Annotated in this window: 16 protein-coding genes; 5 read left to right on the forward strand and 11 right to left on the reverse strand. The window is 52.2% G+C overall.

Features of this window, described 5'->3' with window-relative positions; translation table 11 throughout:
• Positions 1 to 61: 61 nt before the first annotated feature.
• A complete protein-coding gene (sodB, locus tag E0D98_RS06595) occupies positions 62 to 643 on the reverse strand; it encodes a superoxide dismutase [Fe] (RefSeq protein WP_000007283.1) in 582 nt (193 codons plus the stop codon).
• A 127-nt stretch (positions 644 to 770) separates the two neighbouring features.
• On the reverse strand, positions 771 to 1,586 hold the full coding sequence (mepH, locus tag E0D98_RS06600) for a peptidoglycan DD-endopeptidase MepH (RefSeq protein WP_000101193.1): 816 nt from the start codon (positions 1,584 to 1,586) through the stop codon (positions 771 to 773).
• A 334-nt stretch (positions 1,587 to 1,920) separates the two neighbouring features.
• Between mepH and grxD the strand changes: the two genes are divergently transcribed.
• Positions 1,921 to 2,268 carry a monothiol glutaredoxin 4 gene (gene grxD, locus E0D98_RS06605; protein WP_000108172.1) on the forward strand — a complete coding sequence of 116 codons (348 nt, stop codon included), beginning with the start codon at positions 1,921 to 1,923 and terminating at the stop codon, positions 2,266 to 2,268.
• Positions 2,269 to 2,318: 50 nt separating this feature from the next.
• Here the strand turns inward: grxD and E0D98_RS06610 are convergent, their stop codons facing one another.
• The 5 genes from E0D98_RS06610 to nemR all read right to left on the reverse strand — a co-directional run bounded on the left by E0D98_RS06610 (position 2,319) and on the right by nemR (position 9,999).
• Entirely contained in the window at positions 2,319 to 6,935 is a 4,617-nt protein-coding gene (locus E0D98_RS06610) for an ATP-dependent helicase (protein WP_050877026.1), read from the reverse strand.
• Positions 6,936 to 7,027: 92 nt separating this feature from the next.
• Positions 7,028 to 7,675 (reverse strand): ribonuclease T, encoded by a 648-nt coding sequence (rnt, locus tag E0D98_RS06615; RefSeq protein ID WP_001282281.1) that lies wholly within the window; start codon positions 7,673 to 7,675, stop codon positions 7,028 to 7,030.
• 102 nt (positions 7,676 to 7,777) lie between these two features.
• On the reverse strand, positions 7,778 to 8,185 hold the full coding sequence (gene gloA, locus E0D98_RS06620; protein ID WP_001237796.1) for a lactoylglutathione lyase: 408 nt from the start codon (positions 8,183 to 8,185) through the stop codon (positions 7,778 to 7,780).
• Positions 8,186 to 8,265: 80 nt separating this feature from the next.
• On the reverse strand, positions 8,266 to 9,363 hold the full coding sequence (nemA, locus tag E0D98_RS06625; protein WP_050877027.1) for an N-ethylmaleimide reductase: 1,098 nt from the start codon (positions 9,361 to 9,363) through the stop codon (positions 8,266 to 8,268).
• Positions 9,364 to 9,399: 36 nt separating this feature from the next.
• Positions 9,400 to 9,999 (reverse strand): DNA-binding transcriptional regulator NemR, encoded by a 600-nt coding sequence (nemR, locus tag E0D98_RS06630; protein ID WP_001032936.1) that lies wholly within the window; start codon positions 9,997 to 9,999, stop codon positions 9,400 to 9,402.
• Positions 10,000 to 10,101: 102 nt separating this feature from the next.
• Here nemR and E0D98_RS06635 point away from each other — a divergent pair, with 102 nt between their 5' ends.
• From E0D98_RS06635 to sodC, 3 genes are all read left to right on the forward strand, one after another.
• Positions 10,102 to 10,341, forward strand: coding sequence for a DUF1289 domain-containing protein (locus E0D98_RS06635; RefSeq protein WP_000840481.1), 240 nt, complete (start codon positions 10,102 to 10,104; stop codon positions 10,339 to 10,341).
• Between the two features lie 48 nt (positions 10,342 to 10,389).
• Positions 10,390 to 11,286, forward strand: a complete 897-nt coding sequence (locus E0D98_RS06640; RefSeq protein WP_000250661.1) for an aldo/keto reductase family oxidoreductase — start codon at positions 10,390 to 10,392, stop codon at positions 11,284 to 11,286.
• Positions 11,287 to 11,366: 80 nt separating this feature from the next.
• The gene (gene sodC, locus E0D98_RS06645) at positions 11,367 to 11,888 is read left to right on the forward strand and encodes a superoxide dismutase [Cu-Zn] SodC (RefSeq protein ID WP_001296937.1); all 522 of its coding nucleotides are present in this window, start codon (positions 11,367 to 11,369) and stop codon (positions 11,886 to 11,888) included.
• Here the strand turns inward: sodC and E0D98_RS06650 are convergent, their stop codons facing one another.
• From E0D98_RS06650 to E0D98_RS06660, 3 genes are read right to left on the reverse strand one after another with little or no spacing between them, the layout of a single operon-like run.
• Positions 11,889 to 13,901, reverse strand: coding sequence for an FUSC family protein (locus E0D98_RS06650; protein WP_000994280.1), 2,013 nt, complete (start codon positions 13,899 to 13,901; stop codon positions 11,889 to 11,891).
• On the reverse strand, positions 13,901 to 14,758 hold the full coding sequence (locus E0D98_RS06655; protein WP_001296942.1) for an HlyD family secretion protein: 858 nt from the start codon (positions 14,756 to 14,758) through the stop codon (positions 13,901 to 13,903). The genes E0D98_RS06650 and E0D98_RS06655 overlap by 1 nt, the downstream gene beginning before the upstream one ends.
• A gap of 2 nt (positions 14,759 to 14,760) precedes the next feature.
• Positions 14,761 to 14,997: a DUF1656 domain-containing protein gene (locus E0D98_RS06660; protein WP_000670998.1), complete on the reverse strand. Its 237-nt coding sequence runs from the start codon at positions 14,995 to 14,997 to the stop codon at positions 14,761 to 14,763.
• A gap of 200 nt (positions 14,998 to 15,197) precedes the next feature.
• Between E0D98_RS06660 and slyA the strand changes: the two genes are divergently transcribed.
• Complete coding sequence (gene slyA / locus E0D98_RS06665; RefSeq protein ID WP_001296943.1) at positions 15,198 to 15,632, forward strand: transcriptional regulator SlyA; 435 nt, start codon at positions 15,198 to 15,200, stop codon at positions 15,630 to 15,632.
• Positions 15,633 to 15,678: 46 nt separating this feature from the next.
• On the opposite strand, the gene slyB is transcribed toward slyA, so the two are convergent.
• Entirely contained in the window at positions 15,679 to 16,146 is a 468-nt protein-coding gene (gene slyB / locus E0D98_RS06670) for an outer membrane lipoprotein SlyB (RefSeq protein WP_000597196.1), read from the reverse strand.
• Positions 16,147 to 16,285: the final 139 nt, after the last annotated feature.

Here is a 16,285-nt window from a genome sequence, read left to right on the forward strand (position 1 = left end):
CTCATCCGCGTTGGCATGGTAAGCGAAGCGCATCAGGCAATGCTGCATTTGCCATCAGTTATTATGCAGCGAGATTTTTCGCTACGAATTCCCAGTTCACCAGCGCCCAGAAGTGCTCCAGATAGCCAGGACGTGCATTGCGATAGTCGATGTAATAAGCGTGTTCCCAGACATCAACGGTCAGCAGCGGAGTCGCATCGGTGGTCAGCGGAGTACCCGCGTTAGAGGTTGAAACGATAGCCAGTTTGCCATCGCTGTTTTTCACCAGCCAGGTCCAGCCAGAACCAAAGTTTTTGATCGCTGCATCAGTAAACTGCGCTTTGAAATCGGCAAAGCTGCCAAAAGATGCGGCGATAGCTTCAGCGACTTTTCCAGTCGGTTCGCCACCGGCGTTCGGTGCCAGGCAGTTCCAGTAGAAAGTATGGTTCCAGACCTGAGCTGCGTTGTTGAATACGCCACCTTCAGAGCTGCGAATAATCTCTTCCAGTGATTTACCTTCAAACGCGGTACCTTTAATCAGGTTGTTCAGGTTAGTGACATAAGTCTGATGATGCTTGCCGTAGTGATACTCGATAGTTTCCGCAGAAATGTGCGGTGCCAGAGCATCTTTAGCATATGGTAGTGCAGGTAATTCGAATGACATTGCTACTCTCCTTTATTATTAATTTGCATACGTACAATAGCCTTATTGTGCGTATGGATAGGGTAGCAAATTAAAAGGTGAGACAAAAGATGAACTTACCCTGTTGCCGTAACAACAGGGTAAAGTTTTAGCGAAGTGTTTTTGGGGTCATTACCCGACGAGCGCCAACATAGTGGCGCTGCCAGTAGTCTTCACTGAGAGAAGTGATTTGAATTTCCTGACCTGTGCGCGGTGACTGAATAAATTTGCCGTTGCCGACATACACGCCGACATGATCGGCTGTGCCGCGTCCCTGAGTACGGAAAAAGACCAGGTCGCCGTTTTTCAGTTCACTACGTTCGATTGGCGCTGCATCACGCAGGTGATACATTTCATTCGCCGTACGCGGAATACGAATTTTCACCAAATCTTTATAAGCGTAATAAACCAGGCCGCTGCAATCAAAACCGGTACGCGGTGAGCTGCCACCCCAACGATATGGCTTACCAATTTGCTGCATCAGTTTATTCATTGCCACTTTCGTAGCTTTTTGCACCTTCGCTTTGTGCGCGTCGGCAAGAGTTCCTGACGCGGCATTTTTGACTTTCACACAATGCGATTTATAGCCCTTACGTTTGGTACACTTTTCGGTAAAGCTGGCTGAGGCCGTTTTATTGACGGCGTGTTTGCTGCGAGTTTTGGCGTTTTTAGAAGCGGTAATGGAAGATTTTTTAACGGAAGAAGCGGTTTTGCTTTTGGTCGTACTTTTACTGGCGGCTTTTTTCGCTGTTTTCTGGGTCTTTTTGGTGGTTGCCGTGCTTTTCTTTTTATCTGCTTTTTTGGTGATATGAGTGGTAGCAGAACTCTCCCTGGCTTGCTTTGAAGCATGGGCCATAGGCGTTAAAGGCAGGGTGGTAAAAAGTAAAGCACAGAGCGTGATCGAAATACGGTTTATCCGCGCCACTGAGCGTCCCTCTGTTAAGGCAGGTCTATCATGCCTGCGTCTGATTTACAAAACTTGATGATTCTAATGCATAGAAGAAGAGAAAGTTAATAGCTTTTATTGTTAAAAAATACGTTTCGTTGGCGAGCGCAAAAAAATGCAGCAGTGAAAGCTAAAAATGGTTATAAATACGCCAGTTTGCCGCGCATCAGAGAAGAAACGAATATTTGAAATGCAACAAATAGAGCAAAGGGATAAAATAGCAAAAGCGTGATGAAAATGTTATTTTCCGATGCCGCACTGACCCGCTACAATGTCAGATTACTGCCGTAAAGAAGTTTGAGGAAGCAAGACAATGAGCACCACTATCGAAAAAATCCAACGCCAGATTGCTGAAAACCCGATCCTGCTGTACATGAAAGGTTCACCGAAACTGCCGAGCTGCGGTTTCTCTGCCCAGGCAGTCCAGGCGCTTGCCGCATGTGGCGAACGTTTTGCCTATGTTGATATTCTGCAGAATCCGGACATTCGTGCGGAACTGCCGAAATATGCTAACTGGCCGACCTTCCCGCAACTGTGGGTTGACGGCGAGCTGGTCGGCGGTTGTGATATCGTGATCGAAATGTATCAGCGTGGCGAACTGCAGCAGCTGATCAAAGAAACTGCCGCTAAATACAAGTCTGAAGAGCCGGACGCGGAATAATCCGTCCTGCAATACTGACGGATGCGAACGGGCATCCGTCAGTCCTTTCTCTATCCCCAATCCAGCCCTTGTGGCGAACTTGAAAATCCCGCCTCACGCAGCAGCGTAAACATCGGCGTTTGCCGGACCGGTAGATCATTCACTTCTGTTAGCGTAAAGCGCAGCCGTGGTTCGCGACGCAGTGCGGTAGTCAGCGCGTGGAAAACCTCTGGGGCGAGTAATTCCTCTTTTTCCTGCCAGACCAGCATTTTTTTGCCACCTTGCGCCAGATAGAGTAACAATTTGCCGCCAGAAACGACCACCAGCGCACCCGCCCGACGCGTTGGAACCAGCGTTGCCGGATGTGCAGGCCAGGGCAGAAGATTTCCCCACACATTAGCCGGATCGTTGGCAGAGAGCGCCACTGGTGTATAGTGGCGCGTTTGCGTGGCTTGTGTCGCCAGATCGCGCAATCGGTCAATAGTCAGACGTTCAGCGAATTGCGCGCCACCCAGACCTTCTACAAAACGACCTCGCATAATTCGCCCGGAGTCTTCCATACTTCGACAAAGCGTTTGCATCGATGGAAACCCGCCAGGGATATTTTCGGCTATCACCGCCTGACGACTGATGATGCCGTAGCGGTCGAGCATATTTTCCGCCAGCGCCAGCATCCTTTCGGTATCGTTTAGTGGCTCCACCTGCAATAACGACCAGCGTCCAGCCAGATTTGGTGTGTTGTAAGATACCAGCGGCGAGACGGGTTGCGCATAGACAGGACGTCCACGACGAGCCCGGTGACTGCGGCGAGTTGAGGTGCGTGCGTTGGAACTGCTGCGGGTGAGGGCGCGTAACGGTGCCCAAATGTCGCTGGTGATGACGCCTTGCCAGACCAGCGCCCATAACGCCTCTTGCAGGGCAGAGAGATCAACCGATTCGCCGATTTTGTCGCGTATCCGTTGGCTGATTTGTTGTGCAAACCAGGCTCCTCCGTCAGCCAGAACAGCGACTATCGCTTGTTGCAGCGCCGAACGATTCGCCTGATCCGCTTCGGCGGGAGTGAACGATTCTGCAGCATATTCCTGTAGATGCAGTGCCACCAGGCCGTCATCTTCACCCAGTTTTTTTTGCCCCGACCAGATAACCGCACCGGTTGCCAGTAATTCATCGAGCATTTCTGACGAATAGTCGCGTACGCGGGCAGGCAGGATCTGGCTTTCCCAGAGTGAGGCGGGTAAACCGACTCCGGCAAGCTGTTCGATCACCCGCATCACGCCATCTACGCCCTCATAAACGCCTGGCGATGTTGAGGCAAAGAGCGCCGGGCTACCATCGGTGGCGGGTAATACGCCCTGACGTTCCAGCAGCAATCGCGCATAGGTCGTGGCTGCAACGGGACGCGTCGCTTCTCTGGCGGCTTGCAGCGAGCGCAAACGCAGACGACGAAATACTTCATCGCTCACCCAGATGTCTTGTTGCAGATTCATCACCAGACCCTGTTCACGCAGTTGCTGAAGCTGCTCTTCGACAATGGCAATACCGAGACTAAACTCATGAGCCAGTTGTTCAGCCGTGACCAGAGCATGAGCCCGGAGATAGCGCAGAAAGAGATCGCGAAGCGGGTAACTGACTCTATGTAAATAAATCTCTGGCAATGACTCTGGTAGTCGTACGCCGAGGGCATCACGCAGCCTGGCGGCATCATCCATACAGGCAAGACGCTCCTGTCCGCTAATCATCGCTGGGAAGATTCGTTTTACTGCAAGAAGATTTTCCAGATACGACGCAACCTCTTCACTGCTGCCTGTATGCCGTTGCGCCAGGTCTTCAACGGTCATTGGCCCCAGTTCGCGCAGCAGGTCGAACAATCCTTCTTCATCTTTCGCTCTTCTGCCAGGAGCCAGTCGTTGCAACTCTTCTTCCACCTGGCGAATGACCTGCGGGTCGAGTAATTCCCCCGGATCGACCTGTCCGAGTAGATTGCGCAGTAACTCGCTGTCCAGCGACAGTACGGATGCCCGGCGCTCTGCCAGCGGGGCGTCGCTCTGGTACATAAATTCCGCGACATAGCCGAACAATAAACTTGTGGCGAAAGGCGAGGGCGTAGTGGTCGTTACATCGGATATTTGAATTTCGCCACCGTTCAGGCGACGCATCAAACGTTCCAGTGCGGGAAGATCATAAACATCTTGCAGACATTCGCGTAGGGTTTCGAGAATGACCGGAAAATCCGGATATCCCTGAGCGATTTCCAGCAACTGACTGGCGCGCAGCCGTTGTTGCCAAAGCGGGGTGCGATGGCCCGGAGTGCGCCCCGGCATTAATAATGCCCGCGCGGCGCATTCGCGAAAACGGGCGGCGAAAAGTGCCGAGCTGCCTACCGCCTCGCGGACAATTTGCAGCAACTTTTCTGGTTCAAACAAAAAAATCGCGGCGTCGGGCAATTTACCATCAGTGTCAGGAATGCGCGCAACAATGCCGTCATCACTGGCGACCACAGACGCGTCAGCGCCCCATAGGGCATGTATTCGCCCGGCAATCGCCAGCGCCCAGGGTTCATGCACCCGTCTTCCATAGGGAGAGTGCAAAATAATACGCCAGTCGCCAATTTCATCACGGCACCGTTCGAGGACCAGATGGCGACTCCCCGGAACGATGCCCGTCGCGTTGCGTTGCTCGTCAATCAACCCCTGAATATTGGCGATCGTATTTTCTTCTGCCAGCCACGGGGGAATAGTCCCGGAAAAGAACGCGCCATCCGCCAGCAAATGAAGAAAATCGCCGATCATCTCGCCTAATTCAGCCGGACGTCCGTTACCTTCACCACGCCAGAAGGGGAGCCGGGCAGAACGACCCGGAGCAGGAGTCACAATCACCTGATCGCGGGTGATTTGCTGGATCCGCCATGAGGTAGCGCCGAGAGTGATAATGTCGTTCACCCGCGACTCATATACCATCTCCTCATCCAGTTCACCCACCCGCCGCGAACCGGCCTGTTCTTCACCTTCGGGTAATAACACGCTATACATGCCACGATCCGGAATGGTGCCGCCGCTGGTAACCGCCAACAATTGAGCGCCAGGTCGGGCGGTCAATATCCCGGTCTCCCTGTTCCAGACCAGTTTGGGGCGAAAAGCAGAAAAATCGCCAGAGGGATAGCGCCCGGAAAGCATATCCAGCGTGGCGTCAAAAACACGTCTTGGCAGATCTTTCCACGGTGCGGCACGGCGTACGCGGGAGTACCATTCGTCTACTTGTAATGCCTCCATCGCCGCGGCGGCAACGGTTTGCTGCGCAAGGACGTCGAGTGGATTATGCGGCGGTGTCAGGTTTTCCAGCCTGCCTGCGAACATACACTCTACAATGACTGCGGAATCGACTAAATCACGCCGGGTACGGGGGAAAAACAGCCCTTTAGATACACCGCCAACCTGATGTCCGGCGCGACCAATGCGTTGTAACCCACTGGCAACAGAAAGCGGCGTTGCCACCTGAATCACCAGATCCACCGCGCCCATATCAATCCCCAGTTCAAGACTGGAGGTTGCGACCACGCAGCGTAATTCACCCGATTTCAGCGCCTGTTCGGTGATTGCTCGTTGTTCTTTAGAGACGGAGCCGTGGTGTGAGCGGGCAATAAAAACGTCGCTACTTTGTACACGGTTAGAGGTTGCGCCGGAGGTCGACTCGAAATGGGCCGCATCAACGGCGATAGACGGGGAACGCTGTAAGCGTGCGGCGTAAAGCTCATTTAATCGTGCCGTCAGTTTTTCCGCCAGCCCACGTGAATTAGTAAAGACAATGGTCGAGCGATGGCGCAACACTTCATCAAGGATACCCGTTTCAATATATGGCCAGATGGAGCCTTCCCGGCCGGCATGGCTGTCTTCGCCGGTGCCGCTGGCGACCGATGAGACATCATCCATATTGGCGACCGGTACGACAATTCGTATCTGCGGATGGCGCATTGCGGGCGGGTTGACTACCGTAACCGGGCGATCGCCACCAAGAAATGCTGCCACATCGCTGGCTGAGCGCACAGTGGCAGAAAGGCCAATTCGCTGTGCTGAGGTGTGGAGCAGCGCATCGAGCCGCTCCAGACTTAACGCCAGATGCGCACCACGTTTACTGCCCGCTACCGCGTGGACTTCATCAATAATTACCGTTTCGACGCCGAGTAGCGTTTCGCGCGCGCGGGAGGTCAGCATCAGATAGAGTGATTCGGGTGTGGTGATCAGAATATCCGGCGGATTACGGGTGAGTTTGCTGCGTTCCTGTGCAGGCGTATCGCCAGTACGGATCCCTACGCGAAGATTGACTTCCGTTTCGCCGCGCCGCCGCCGTTCATCGGCAATACCCTTCAACGGGAGCTGCAAGTTGCGCTGAACGTCGGTGCCCAGAGCTTTTATCGGTGAAATATAGAGGATGCGTGAGGTTTTACGCTTATGCGCCTCGCGGGTATCTTCGCCGCCTTCGCGGAAGAGCCGATCGAGGGCGTAGAGAAATGCTGCCAGCGTTTTCCCGGAGCCGGTCGGTGCAATCACCAGCGCATGTTCGCTTCGCGCCGCCACATGCCAGGTTTGCGACTGGACAGCGGTCGGCTGTTTAAAGGCGCGAAGAAACCAGTCGCGGGTCGCCGGTGAAAACACGTCCGGCAGGAGCGATGAAGGGTCTGGATTATCTGCCATTAACGCTATTCCCCGTGAATATCATGCTTGATGCGTGGAATAGCCTCACTATAGATGCCTGAATCATTGCATGTCATCAGGCATCGACTCGATTACACCTCTTCGGCGGCAGGTAGCGGCCAGCCTCCCAGACGTTTCCAGCGGTTGACGATTTCACAAAACAGCACAGCAGTGCGTTCGGTGTCGTACAGCGCGGAGTGCGCCTGGGTGCTGTCGAAGTCCATGCCAGCGGTCTGGCAAGCCTTTGACAATACGGTTTGTCCGAGTGCCAGCCCGGCCAGTGCAGCAGTGTCAAAAGTGGCGAAAGGGTGGAACGGGTTACGTTTCAGTGAGGCGCGTTCTGCGGCGGCCATCATAAAGCTGTGATCAAAATTGGCATTGTGCGCCACCATAATGGCGCGGTTACAGCCGCTCGCTTTAATACCTTTACGTACAACTTTAAAAATTTCGTGCAGCGCCTCGTATTCGCTGACCGCGCCGCGATCGGGATCGTTCGGGTCAATGCCGTTGAAGGCGAGGGCCTCTGGCTGCAAATTTGCGCCGACAAATGGTTCGACGTGGAAATGTAATGTGGTGTCCGGCATCAGCCAGCCTTGTTCATCCATTTTCAGGGTGATGGCGGCAATCTCAAGCAGCGCATCGGTTTTGGCGTTAAATCCGGCTGTTTCAACATCGATCACAACAGGATAAAAACCACGAAAACGGTCGCACAGACCGGTAAGTTGAGCGTTATCGGACATCTGATTCTCTTAATACGTATAAATTGCAGCGCGCATTATGACAAATATTACTTGTCGATGCAGTAAAGATGCGGGCGCGATGAGTTCACGCCCGGCAGGAGATTAGTTGCCCAGACCGCGACCGGCGTCTTTCTCTTCGATTAACTCAATTTTGTAACCGTCCGGATCTTCCACAAACGCGATAACCGTAGTACCGCCTTTTACCGGACCCGCTTCACGGGTCACGTTACCCCCGTTTTGACGGATTTTTTCGCACGCTTCAGCGGCGTTATCTACGCTAAGCGCGATGTGACCATAAGCAGTGCCGAGTTCGTATTTATCCACGCCCCAGTTGTAGGTCAGTTCAATCACCGCTTCTTCGGTTTCCGGGCCGTAGCCAACAAACGCCAGTGAGTATTTGTATTCCGGGTTTTCGCTGGTACGCAGCAGTTTCATGCCCAGCACTTTGGTATAAAAATCGATGGAGCGTTGCAGATCGCCAACGCGCAGCATGGTATGAAGAAGACGCATCTTTTTATCCTCAAAATGGCTAACAGATTCAAAATGTTGTTTTAGTATAGCGGCGGCTTTACGCCGCTCGCAATGTTGGATTACAACGTCGGGTAATCGGTATAGCCTTCCGCGCCGCCACCGTAGAAACTTTCGGCACGCTGTGGGTTAAGCTCAGCTTTGCGCTGCAAGCGGGCGACCAGATCCGGGTTCGCAATCCAGTCACGACCAAATGCCACCGCATCAATTAACCCTTTGCCGATCAGCGTTTCAGCTTTTTCTACTGTGTATGCACCTGCGCCGATAATCGGACCGTGGAAACGGGCGCGTACTTTTTCGCGGAACGCATCAGTATACGGTTCACCCCCCGCCCAATCTGGTTCTGACATATGCAGATAAGCAATGCCGCGTTTACCCAGTTGTTCAATCAGATACAGTGCATCGGTTTCTTCCTTCGCGCCGTTATCCGTGTTCTGGAAAGTACCGATTGGCGAAACGCGAATGCCAATGCGATCGGCACCCCATTCTTCAATCCCGGCATCGACCACTTCCAGTACCAGACGTGCGCGATTTTCCACGCTGCCGCCGTACTGATCGGTACGATGGTTTGAAGAAGGAGAAAGGAACTGATGCAGCAAATAACCGTGAGCAGAGTGGAGCTCTACCAGATCAAAACCGGCTTCACGCGCGTTAGCAATGGCCTGACGGAAATCATTGACGATACCTGGAATCTCTTCCAGTTCAAGCGCACGCGGCATGGATGTTTCAACACGGATCGCCTGACCATTTTCATCGCGCAGAGAAGTACGTGTTCCCGCGCTAAGTGCTGAAGGCGCTACCGGTGCCTGACCGCCAGGTTGCAGGCTGGCGTGAGAAATGCGTCCGGTGTGCCACAGCTGCACGGCCATATGACCATTTTCAGCATGAACGCCAGCGGTGATTTTTTTCCATGCGGCAATTTGCTCCGGACTATGGATGCCAGGCGCACCTGCATATCCTTTTGCCTGGGCAGAAATTTGCGTGGCTTCACTAATAATCAAACCGGCACTGGCACGTTGGCGATAGTATTCCGCCATCAACGGGGTAGGAATGTCACCCGGTTCAATACTGCGCAGACGCGTCAGCGGTGCCATAAAAATACGGTTTGCCGCCGTGATCGCGCCCACTTTCAGTGGGGAATACAGTTTTTCAGATGACATAAAGGCTCCCGGTCGTCTGGTGATAAAAAATGCCTGCTAAACGGCAGGCGTCGCAATAATGTTTTTTACATGGGCCAGCGCGTTTTCCAGTGGCTCGAAACTGCGCGAAATTTTGGCCTGCAGATTCGCACCCAGCCATAGTGCGTAAAGCACTTGTGCCTGTTGTAGCGGTTCGCCACAAAAGGTTAAACAATGGTTCTCACGGCCATTTTCCAGCGCCTGAGAGAGCAGGGCGATCACGCCGCGAGCACCTTTATCCATCGCGCTGCGCATATCTTCTGACAGATCGCACACTTCGGCAGAGAGTTTTACTGTCAGGCAACCACTGATGGTTCCATGTTGGCAAAACTGGTTCAGTGTTTGCTGGTAATAAGCCAGTATGCGGTCGCGGTAGTTACCTTCGCCGGATTGCAGCAACTCAGTCAGTCGCTGGTGATATGCGGCGTAATGACGCTCAAGCATGGCAACGCCAAACGCTTCTTTAGAGCGAAAGTAGTGATAGAAGGACCCTTTCGGCACTTCAGCGGTTTTTAGTAATTCGCTTAGCCCCATCCCGGTGAATCCACGTTGCAGGCAAAGTTGCTCGCCCGTCGCCAGGAGATGTTCGCGAGTATCATGTTCGGTGTGTTTGTTCATGCGTTGGAGTGTAGTAGACCAGTCGGTCTAGTGCAAGCAAAGTTGCTACTTTGGACATTAACAGCTTCAATAATGGTAATAATCTTATCTGAGGAGGGCGAAGTGGCGGAGCAATTAGAGTTCTTTCCCGTCCAGAGCCCGTGCCGGGGAATTTGCCAGTCTGACGAACGCGGGTTTTGTCGCGGCTGTTTTCGTAGTCGTGATGAGCGTTTTAACTGGAATAAAATGAGCGATGGCGAAAAACAAGAGGTGCTGCGCCTTTGTCGGCAGCGATTAATGCGCAAATTACGCGCAAATAAGCCAGCGTCATCAGACGAACCGGAGCAACCATCACTCTTTTGAACCTAATCTTGCGTATACTCCTCTCATATCTGATAAGAGGAAGCGATTATGGTTCAGCGTATTACTATTGCGCCGCAAGGCCCGGAGTTTTCCCGTTTTGTTATGGGCTACTGGCGATTGATGGACTGGAATATGTCCGCCCGCCAGCTGGTCAGTTTTATTGAAGAGCATCTGGATCTCGGCGTGACCACCGTGGACCATGCTGATATTTATGGTGGCTATCAGTGCGAAGCGGCGTTTGGCGAGGCACTGAAACTGGCACCTCACCTGCGTGAACGGATGGAAATCGTCAGTAAATGCGGTATCGCGACGACCGCGCGTGAAGAAAACGTCATTGGTCATTACATCACTGACCGCGATCACATCATTAAGAGCGCCGAACAGTCGCTAATTAATCTCGCGACCGATCATCTGGATCTGCTGTTAATCCACCGACCAGACCCGTTAATGGATGCCGATGAAGTGGCGGACGCGTTCAAACATCTGCATCAGAGCGGCAAAGTGCGTCATTTTGGCGTATCGAACTTTACGCCTGCGCAATTTGCCCTGTTGCAATCACGTCTGCCGTTTACCCTTGCCACTAATCAGGTGGAAATATCCCCGGTGCATCAGCCGTTACTGCTGGATGGCACGCTCGACCAACTACAACAACTGCGTGTTCGTCCGATGGCGTGGTCCTGCCTTGGTGGTGGTCGTCTGTTTAATGATGATTATTTCCAGCAGCTGCGTGATGAACTGGCTGTGGTGGCAGAGGAGTTAAACGCGGGCTCGATTGAACAGGTGGTTTACGCCTGGGTATTACGTTTACCATCGCAGCCGCTGCCAATTATCGGTTCAGGTAAAATTGAGCGCGTACGGGCAGCTGTCGAAGCAGAAACACTGAAAATGACCCGTCAACAATGGTTTCGTATCCGTAAAGCGGCACTGGGGTACGACGTACCGTAAGCACTTTTAGGAATAGCCGCCGTTCAAAAATGTGTCACTGGTTTACACTTATTCAGGAATGCACAATGAACGGAGGTCCTATGAAACGTTTTAGTCTGGCTATTCTGGCGCTGGTTGTTGCAACCGGCGCACAAGCTGCCAGTGAAAAAGTCGAGATGAACCTCGTCACGTCGCAAGGGGTAGGGCAGTCAATTGGTAGCGTCACCATTACTGAAACCGATAAAGGTCTGGAGTTTTCGCCCGATCTGAAAGCATTACCCCCCGGTGAACATGGCTTCCATATTCATGCCAAAGGAAGCTGCCAGCCAGCCACCAAAGATGGCAAAGCCAGCGCCGCGGAATCCGCAGGCGGGCATCTTGATCCACAAAATACCGGTAAACATGAAGGGCCAGAAGGTGCCGGGCATTTAGGCGATCTGCCTGCACTGGTCGTCAATAATGACGGCAAAGCTACCGATGCCGTCATCGCGCCTCGTCTGAAATCACTGGATGAAATCAAAGACAAAGCGCTGATGGTCCACGTTGGCGGCGATAATATGTCCGATCAACCTAAACCGCTGGGCGGTGGCGGTGAACGCTATGCCTGTGGTGTAATTAAGTAATTAAGAGGCCAGCGTACCTTGCGGTGGTGCTTGCTCAAGTTGCGAAAGCGAGCAGTACAGCCGCCAGACAATTGCCGCCAGCTCACGGGCGGCAGGTTGATGATGACGGGCAAGGCTGTCGCAAATCCGCTGTAATTCTTCAAGTGTGGCCGCCAGTGATTTTTGCTGAACGCCACGCTCACTCATCACTCCCCGCAACAGTGAAATACAGTTATCCCGTACTCGCGATAACGGATCGGAACGCGATTCCCAGTCGCGCAATTGCCAGACAACATGAGAACAGTTCAGCAGCACTACACCCCAGCGTAATAACCAACGGCGAGCCAGCGCATCCTGGCTGTTACTCAACTGACTGACGTGATGATAAGTGAGCGATTCAAATTCGCTTTCACTCAGTGTTGGATGGCGGCTTAGCTGATCGACAAAATCCCGGCGCAGCGCGCGAATATGGCGGCGGCTTTTACGAGCATCCGATCCTGGACGCAGAATGGCGAACGCTAGCCAAGCCAGCGCAACGCCAACGATTTTTGCCAGATTATCGTTAAGAAAATCAGCAAAATCATACACCGGGGGATTAGTGACAGCGATAAACGAACCCATAAAAACAATCAGTTGCCCCCACAGTGCGGCAAATTTGGGCATCTGCAATTTAAGAAGCTGCATTGTCGCCAGCAGTGGAAAGAGAAACAGTAAAAATTGCCACAGATCGCTAATCTGGACCATCAGGCCAAATTTGACCACAAAGCTGAATAGCGAAAGTAACACCAGCGTGCGCATCAGCAGTGACAACGACTTAAACGGTGCTGCGACGGCGGAGTAGAGTACGCAGCTAATTGCTGCCAGCGTTAATGCATTGGCACCGGCATCCCATTGCGATGCAATACTCCATGCGCCAATCATCATCAACGTACAAAATGTACGCAGCCCGCTCCACATAGCTTCGGCGTTGTCGGTATGACGAGCCAGAGCGGATGTCCGTGCGAGTCTGGCATGATCATCTACACCGCTTTGCAGACGATGTAATTCCTGACTACTTTGCAGATAAAGGCGGCAAAAATAACGTAGTCGCTGCCAGAAGGCGACGTGCCGGTAGTCGGCGACGTTGGTCGGGCGTAGCGGGGCGATAATACGTGCGACGGTGTAAGCATCTGTTTGCGAACTGGCGAGCGCCGTCAGCAATTGTTCGAGAATTTCTCGCGTGGCACCTGGCGGTGAGGGCCAGTTGAGCAACATACGTCGCAGGCTGGAGATGACACTGGTCATACGTAATTGCTGGTGGAGTAGCGCATTAAGGCGCGCGTTTTGCTGGCGAAAACGATAGTGGCTCCAGAAAGCCTGGATACGCAGCAAATTCATGGTCAGTATCTGCCCAATCACCCCCTCATGTGCTGCACGAATGGCATCGTTTGTTTCAGGCTGCCAGAGTAAACTGGCATGTTCCAGTAATCGGGCGTGCATGTTTTTCAATGCGGTTAAAAGGGCTGTAGCATCGGAACTGCTAGGCAGGATCATCATCATCATGCCGCCGCACAAAATACCGACTATCACCTCGCAAACGCGCGCCTGAGCGATATCCCACAGCTGGCTGGCCTCAGTAATATTAACCATCGGAAAGGCGATGATGGCAGCCGTGTAGCCCGCCAGTTGAAATGCATACGCGACGTTATTCGTGAAGTGCGCACAGGCCCAGGTACAAAAGCCAAGCCACGCCGACATGCTCAATAGAAAAAACCACGGCTCATTGAGCGTATGCCCGGCAAGAAGCAGTGCCGCAATGGCTCCCAGTAAACTGCCAGCGATGCGTCCGAGGCTTTTGCTGATGACACCGCCAACGGTGGGAAAGCTAACCACTGCAGCCGAGGTCATCGCCCAATAGGGTTCATCCAGATTCAAATAATAGGCAACCGTCAGCGCCAGACACATGGCAATGGTATTGCGTAACGCATAACGCCATTGCGCCAGCGTGGCCTTGAACCAGGGCAAATTGCGCAAGGACCATGACGATGCGTTCATTATTGACCTACGGCAATGCTACAGGTGGTGCCCGACACCAGCGTGACATCGCCTGGAACTTTATCCAGCGCAAAGCGGACGGGAACGCGTTGGGCGAGACGAACCCAGGGGACGTTAGGTTTCACATCCGGAATAAGGCTTGAGTCACTTTCAACGCTTTGATCATAAATCGCCCGACCGATACTGGAAACGTGACCCCGTAACGTTTTGTTATCACTATAGAGGGTAATTTGTGCTGGTGCACCTTCGCGGATATGGCGCAACTTGGTTTCTTCAAAATAACCAATGACGTAAAACGAGTGGCTGTCGACAAGGGCAAACAGCGGTTTCCCGGTGTCAGCGTAATCGCCGATGCGGGTAGTGAGGTTAGTCACCCAACCACTCACCGGGGCGCGAATTTCCGTTTGCGCCAGTTGCCATTGTGTCTGTTTCAGCGTGGCCTGTGCGGCATTAACACTGGCCTGCATCGCTTTAACATTGAGGTTAGCGGTATCGAGTTCTTCGGCAGAAATAAAATTTTGTGAGAGATGACGACGACGATTCGCTTCGTTATTGGCTTTTGCGAGGTCAGATTGCGCTTTCGCCAGCTGAGCCTGTGCGTTCAGCTCGGCGATCTGAAAGGGCGTTTTATCGATCGTGAGCAGAAGATCCCCCGCGTTAACCAGTTGGTTGTCTTTTATATTCAGCTCAACAATACGTCCCGACACCTGTGGGGTGATAGAAACCTTTTCTGCGCGTATTTTCCCGTCGCGTGTCCACGGAGATTGCATGTAATAATTCCACAGCCACCATCCGGCAAGAACCGCAACTATCGCTACAATGATTGTTGAGAAATACTTAATTGTTTTAATTGACATAGTTACCACGCAATCAGTATTGCCAGAGCAAGGCAAACGCAAATCGCAAACAGCGATAAATCCATTAACAAGGGATGCCAGATGTCACCGGCGTAGATCCAGCCACGAAGCAGGCGGTGTACGACAAGCCAGATGACGAATCCAAACGCGAAGGCTTTGAAAAACGGAGGAAAATAGACGGACGCACCGAACACCAGATCTTGTAAGGGCAATCCTGTTGCATTGAGCATAAACTTCACAAAGTAGATTCCTTTACGACCGAATATATTGCGTTAGATTAATAAATATTCTTTAAGTGCGAAAAATTTACGCGCAATTTCTGAAAAATATGTCTGACGGTAACCAAATGCAGCAATACATTTGTTTTAGCAATACAATTGCTGCACACTATTCTAAAAGCCGCATAATATCTTAGCAAGCTAATTATAAGGAGATGAAATTGGAATCGCCACTAGGTTCTGATCTGGCACGGTTGGTGCGCATATGGCGTGCTCTGATAGACCATCGCCTGAAACCGCTGGAGTTAACACAAACCCATTGGGTTACGTTACACAATATCCATCAGTTACCTCCAGACCAGTCGCAAATTCAACTGGCAAAAGCGATTGGCATCGAGCAGCCATCACTGGTCCGTACTCTGGACCAACTGGAAGAAAAAGGGTTAATTTCGCGTCAAACTTGTGCCAGCGATCGTCGGGCTAAACGTATTAAACTGACGGAAAAGGCAGAGCCACTGATCAGCGAAATGGAAGCTGTTATTAACAAAACCCGCGCGGAAATATTACATGGCATCTCCGCAGAGGAACTGGAGCAACTGATTACGCTCATCGCAAAACTTGAGCATAATATCATTGAGTTACAGGCCAAAGGGTGAAATGAAGGGGGCGTGTGGTCAGTAACCTGACCACACGCAAACTTATTTAGCGCGGAGAAACGGTCACCTGACTGCCATTGCTGGCCAGTACGACACGTTGGCCCGGAGAGAAACGAGTGTTGCCTTGTTTCTGTACCACCATGATGGTATTACCATCGTCTTTACGAATTTCCAGCTCGACACCCTGCGTTTTGTTCATTGCACTCTGTACGCCCTGACCAGCTACGCCACCTGCAACAGCGCCTGCTGCAGTAGCCAGAGAACGCCCGGTTCCGCCACCAACAGTATTCCCCAGGAAACCACCAAGAACAGCACCGCCAATTGCACCGATAACGTTGGAATCATCACCGCCCTGAATCTGTACCGGACGTACGTTAACGATGGTGCCATAGCTGACATTCTGTACTTGTTTCGCTTCAGAAGCGGTATAAACATCCCCTGACAGGGTGTCGTTATTAACACAACCGACAAGAGACAGACCTACCATTGAAACAACCAATACGCGTTTAATCATTGAAAAATCTCCTGTTCACCATGAAACGCCACGCAAGCATCCCTCATGGTCAAAGTATATGGCATATGTGAATCCATGGTTACATGTTCTACCAAATATGAGCAAATCATAATGAAAGTAGGATCAACCAATTATAAAC

Origin of the sequence: Escherichia sp. KCJ4928 (assembly GCF_004352695.1) — a bacterium.
In the GTDB taxonomy this organism is placed as follows: Bacteria; Pseudomonadota; Gammaproteobacteria; order Enterobacterales; family Enterobacteriaceae; genus ECMA0423.

Coding starts and splice junctions, on each gene's coding strand:
- sodB (WP_000007283.1), bottom strand. CDS start 643: ATGTCATTCGAATTACCTGCACTACCATATGCTAAAGATGCTCTGGCA.
- grxD (WP_000108172.1), top strand. CDS start 1,921: ATGAGCACCACTATCGAAAAAATCCAACGCCAGATTGCTGAAAACCCG.
- E0D98_RS06610 (WP_050877026.1), bottom strand. CDS start 6,935: ATGGCAGATAATCCAGACCCTTCATCGCTCCTGCCGGACGTGTTTTCA.
- rnt (WP_001282281.1), bottom strand. CDS start 7,675: ATGTCCGATAACGCTCAACTTACCGGTCTGTGCGACCGTTTTCGTGGT.
- gloA (WP_001237796.1), bottom strand. CDS start 8,185: ATGCGTCTTCTTCATACCATGCTGCGCGTTGGCGATCTGCAACGCTCC.
- nemA (WP_050877027.1), bottom strand. CDS start 9,363: ATGTCATCTGAAAAACTGTATTCCCCACTGAAAGTGGGCGCGATCACG.
- nemR (WP_001032936.1), bottom strand. CDS start 9,999: ATGAACAAACACACCGAACATGATACTCGCGAACATCTCCTGGCGACG.
- E0D98_RS06640 (WP_000250661.1), top strand. CDS start 10,390: ATGGTTCAGCGTATTACTATTGCGCCGCAAGGCCCGGAGTTTTCCCGT.
- sodC (WP_001296937.1), top strand. CDS start 11,367: ATGAAACGTTTTAGTCTGGCTATTCTGGCGCTGGTTGTTGCAACCGGC.
- E0D98_RS06650 (WP_000994280.1), bottom strand. CDS start 13,901: ATGAACGCATCGTCATGGTCCTTGCGCAATTTGCCCTGGTTCAAGGCC.
- E0D98_RS06655 (WP_001296942.1), bottom strand. CDS start 14,758: ATGTCAATTAAAACAATTAAGTATTTCTCAACAATCATTGTAGCGATA.
- slyB (WP_000597196.1), bottom strand. CDS start 16,146: ATGATTAAACGCGTATTGGTTGTTTCAATGGTAGGTCTGTCTCTTGTC.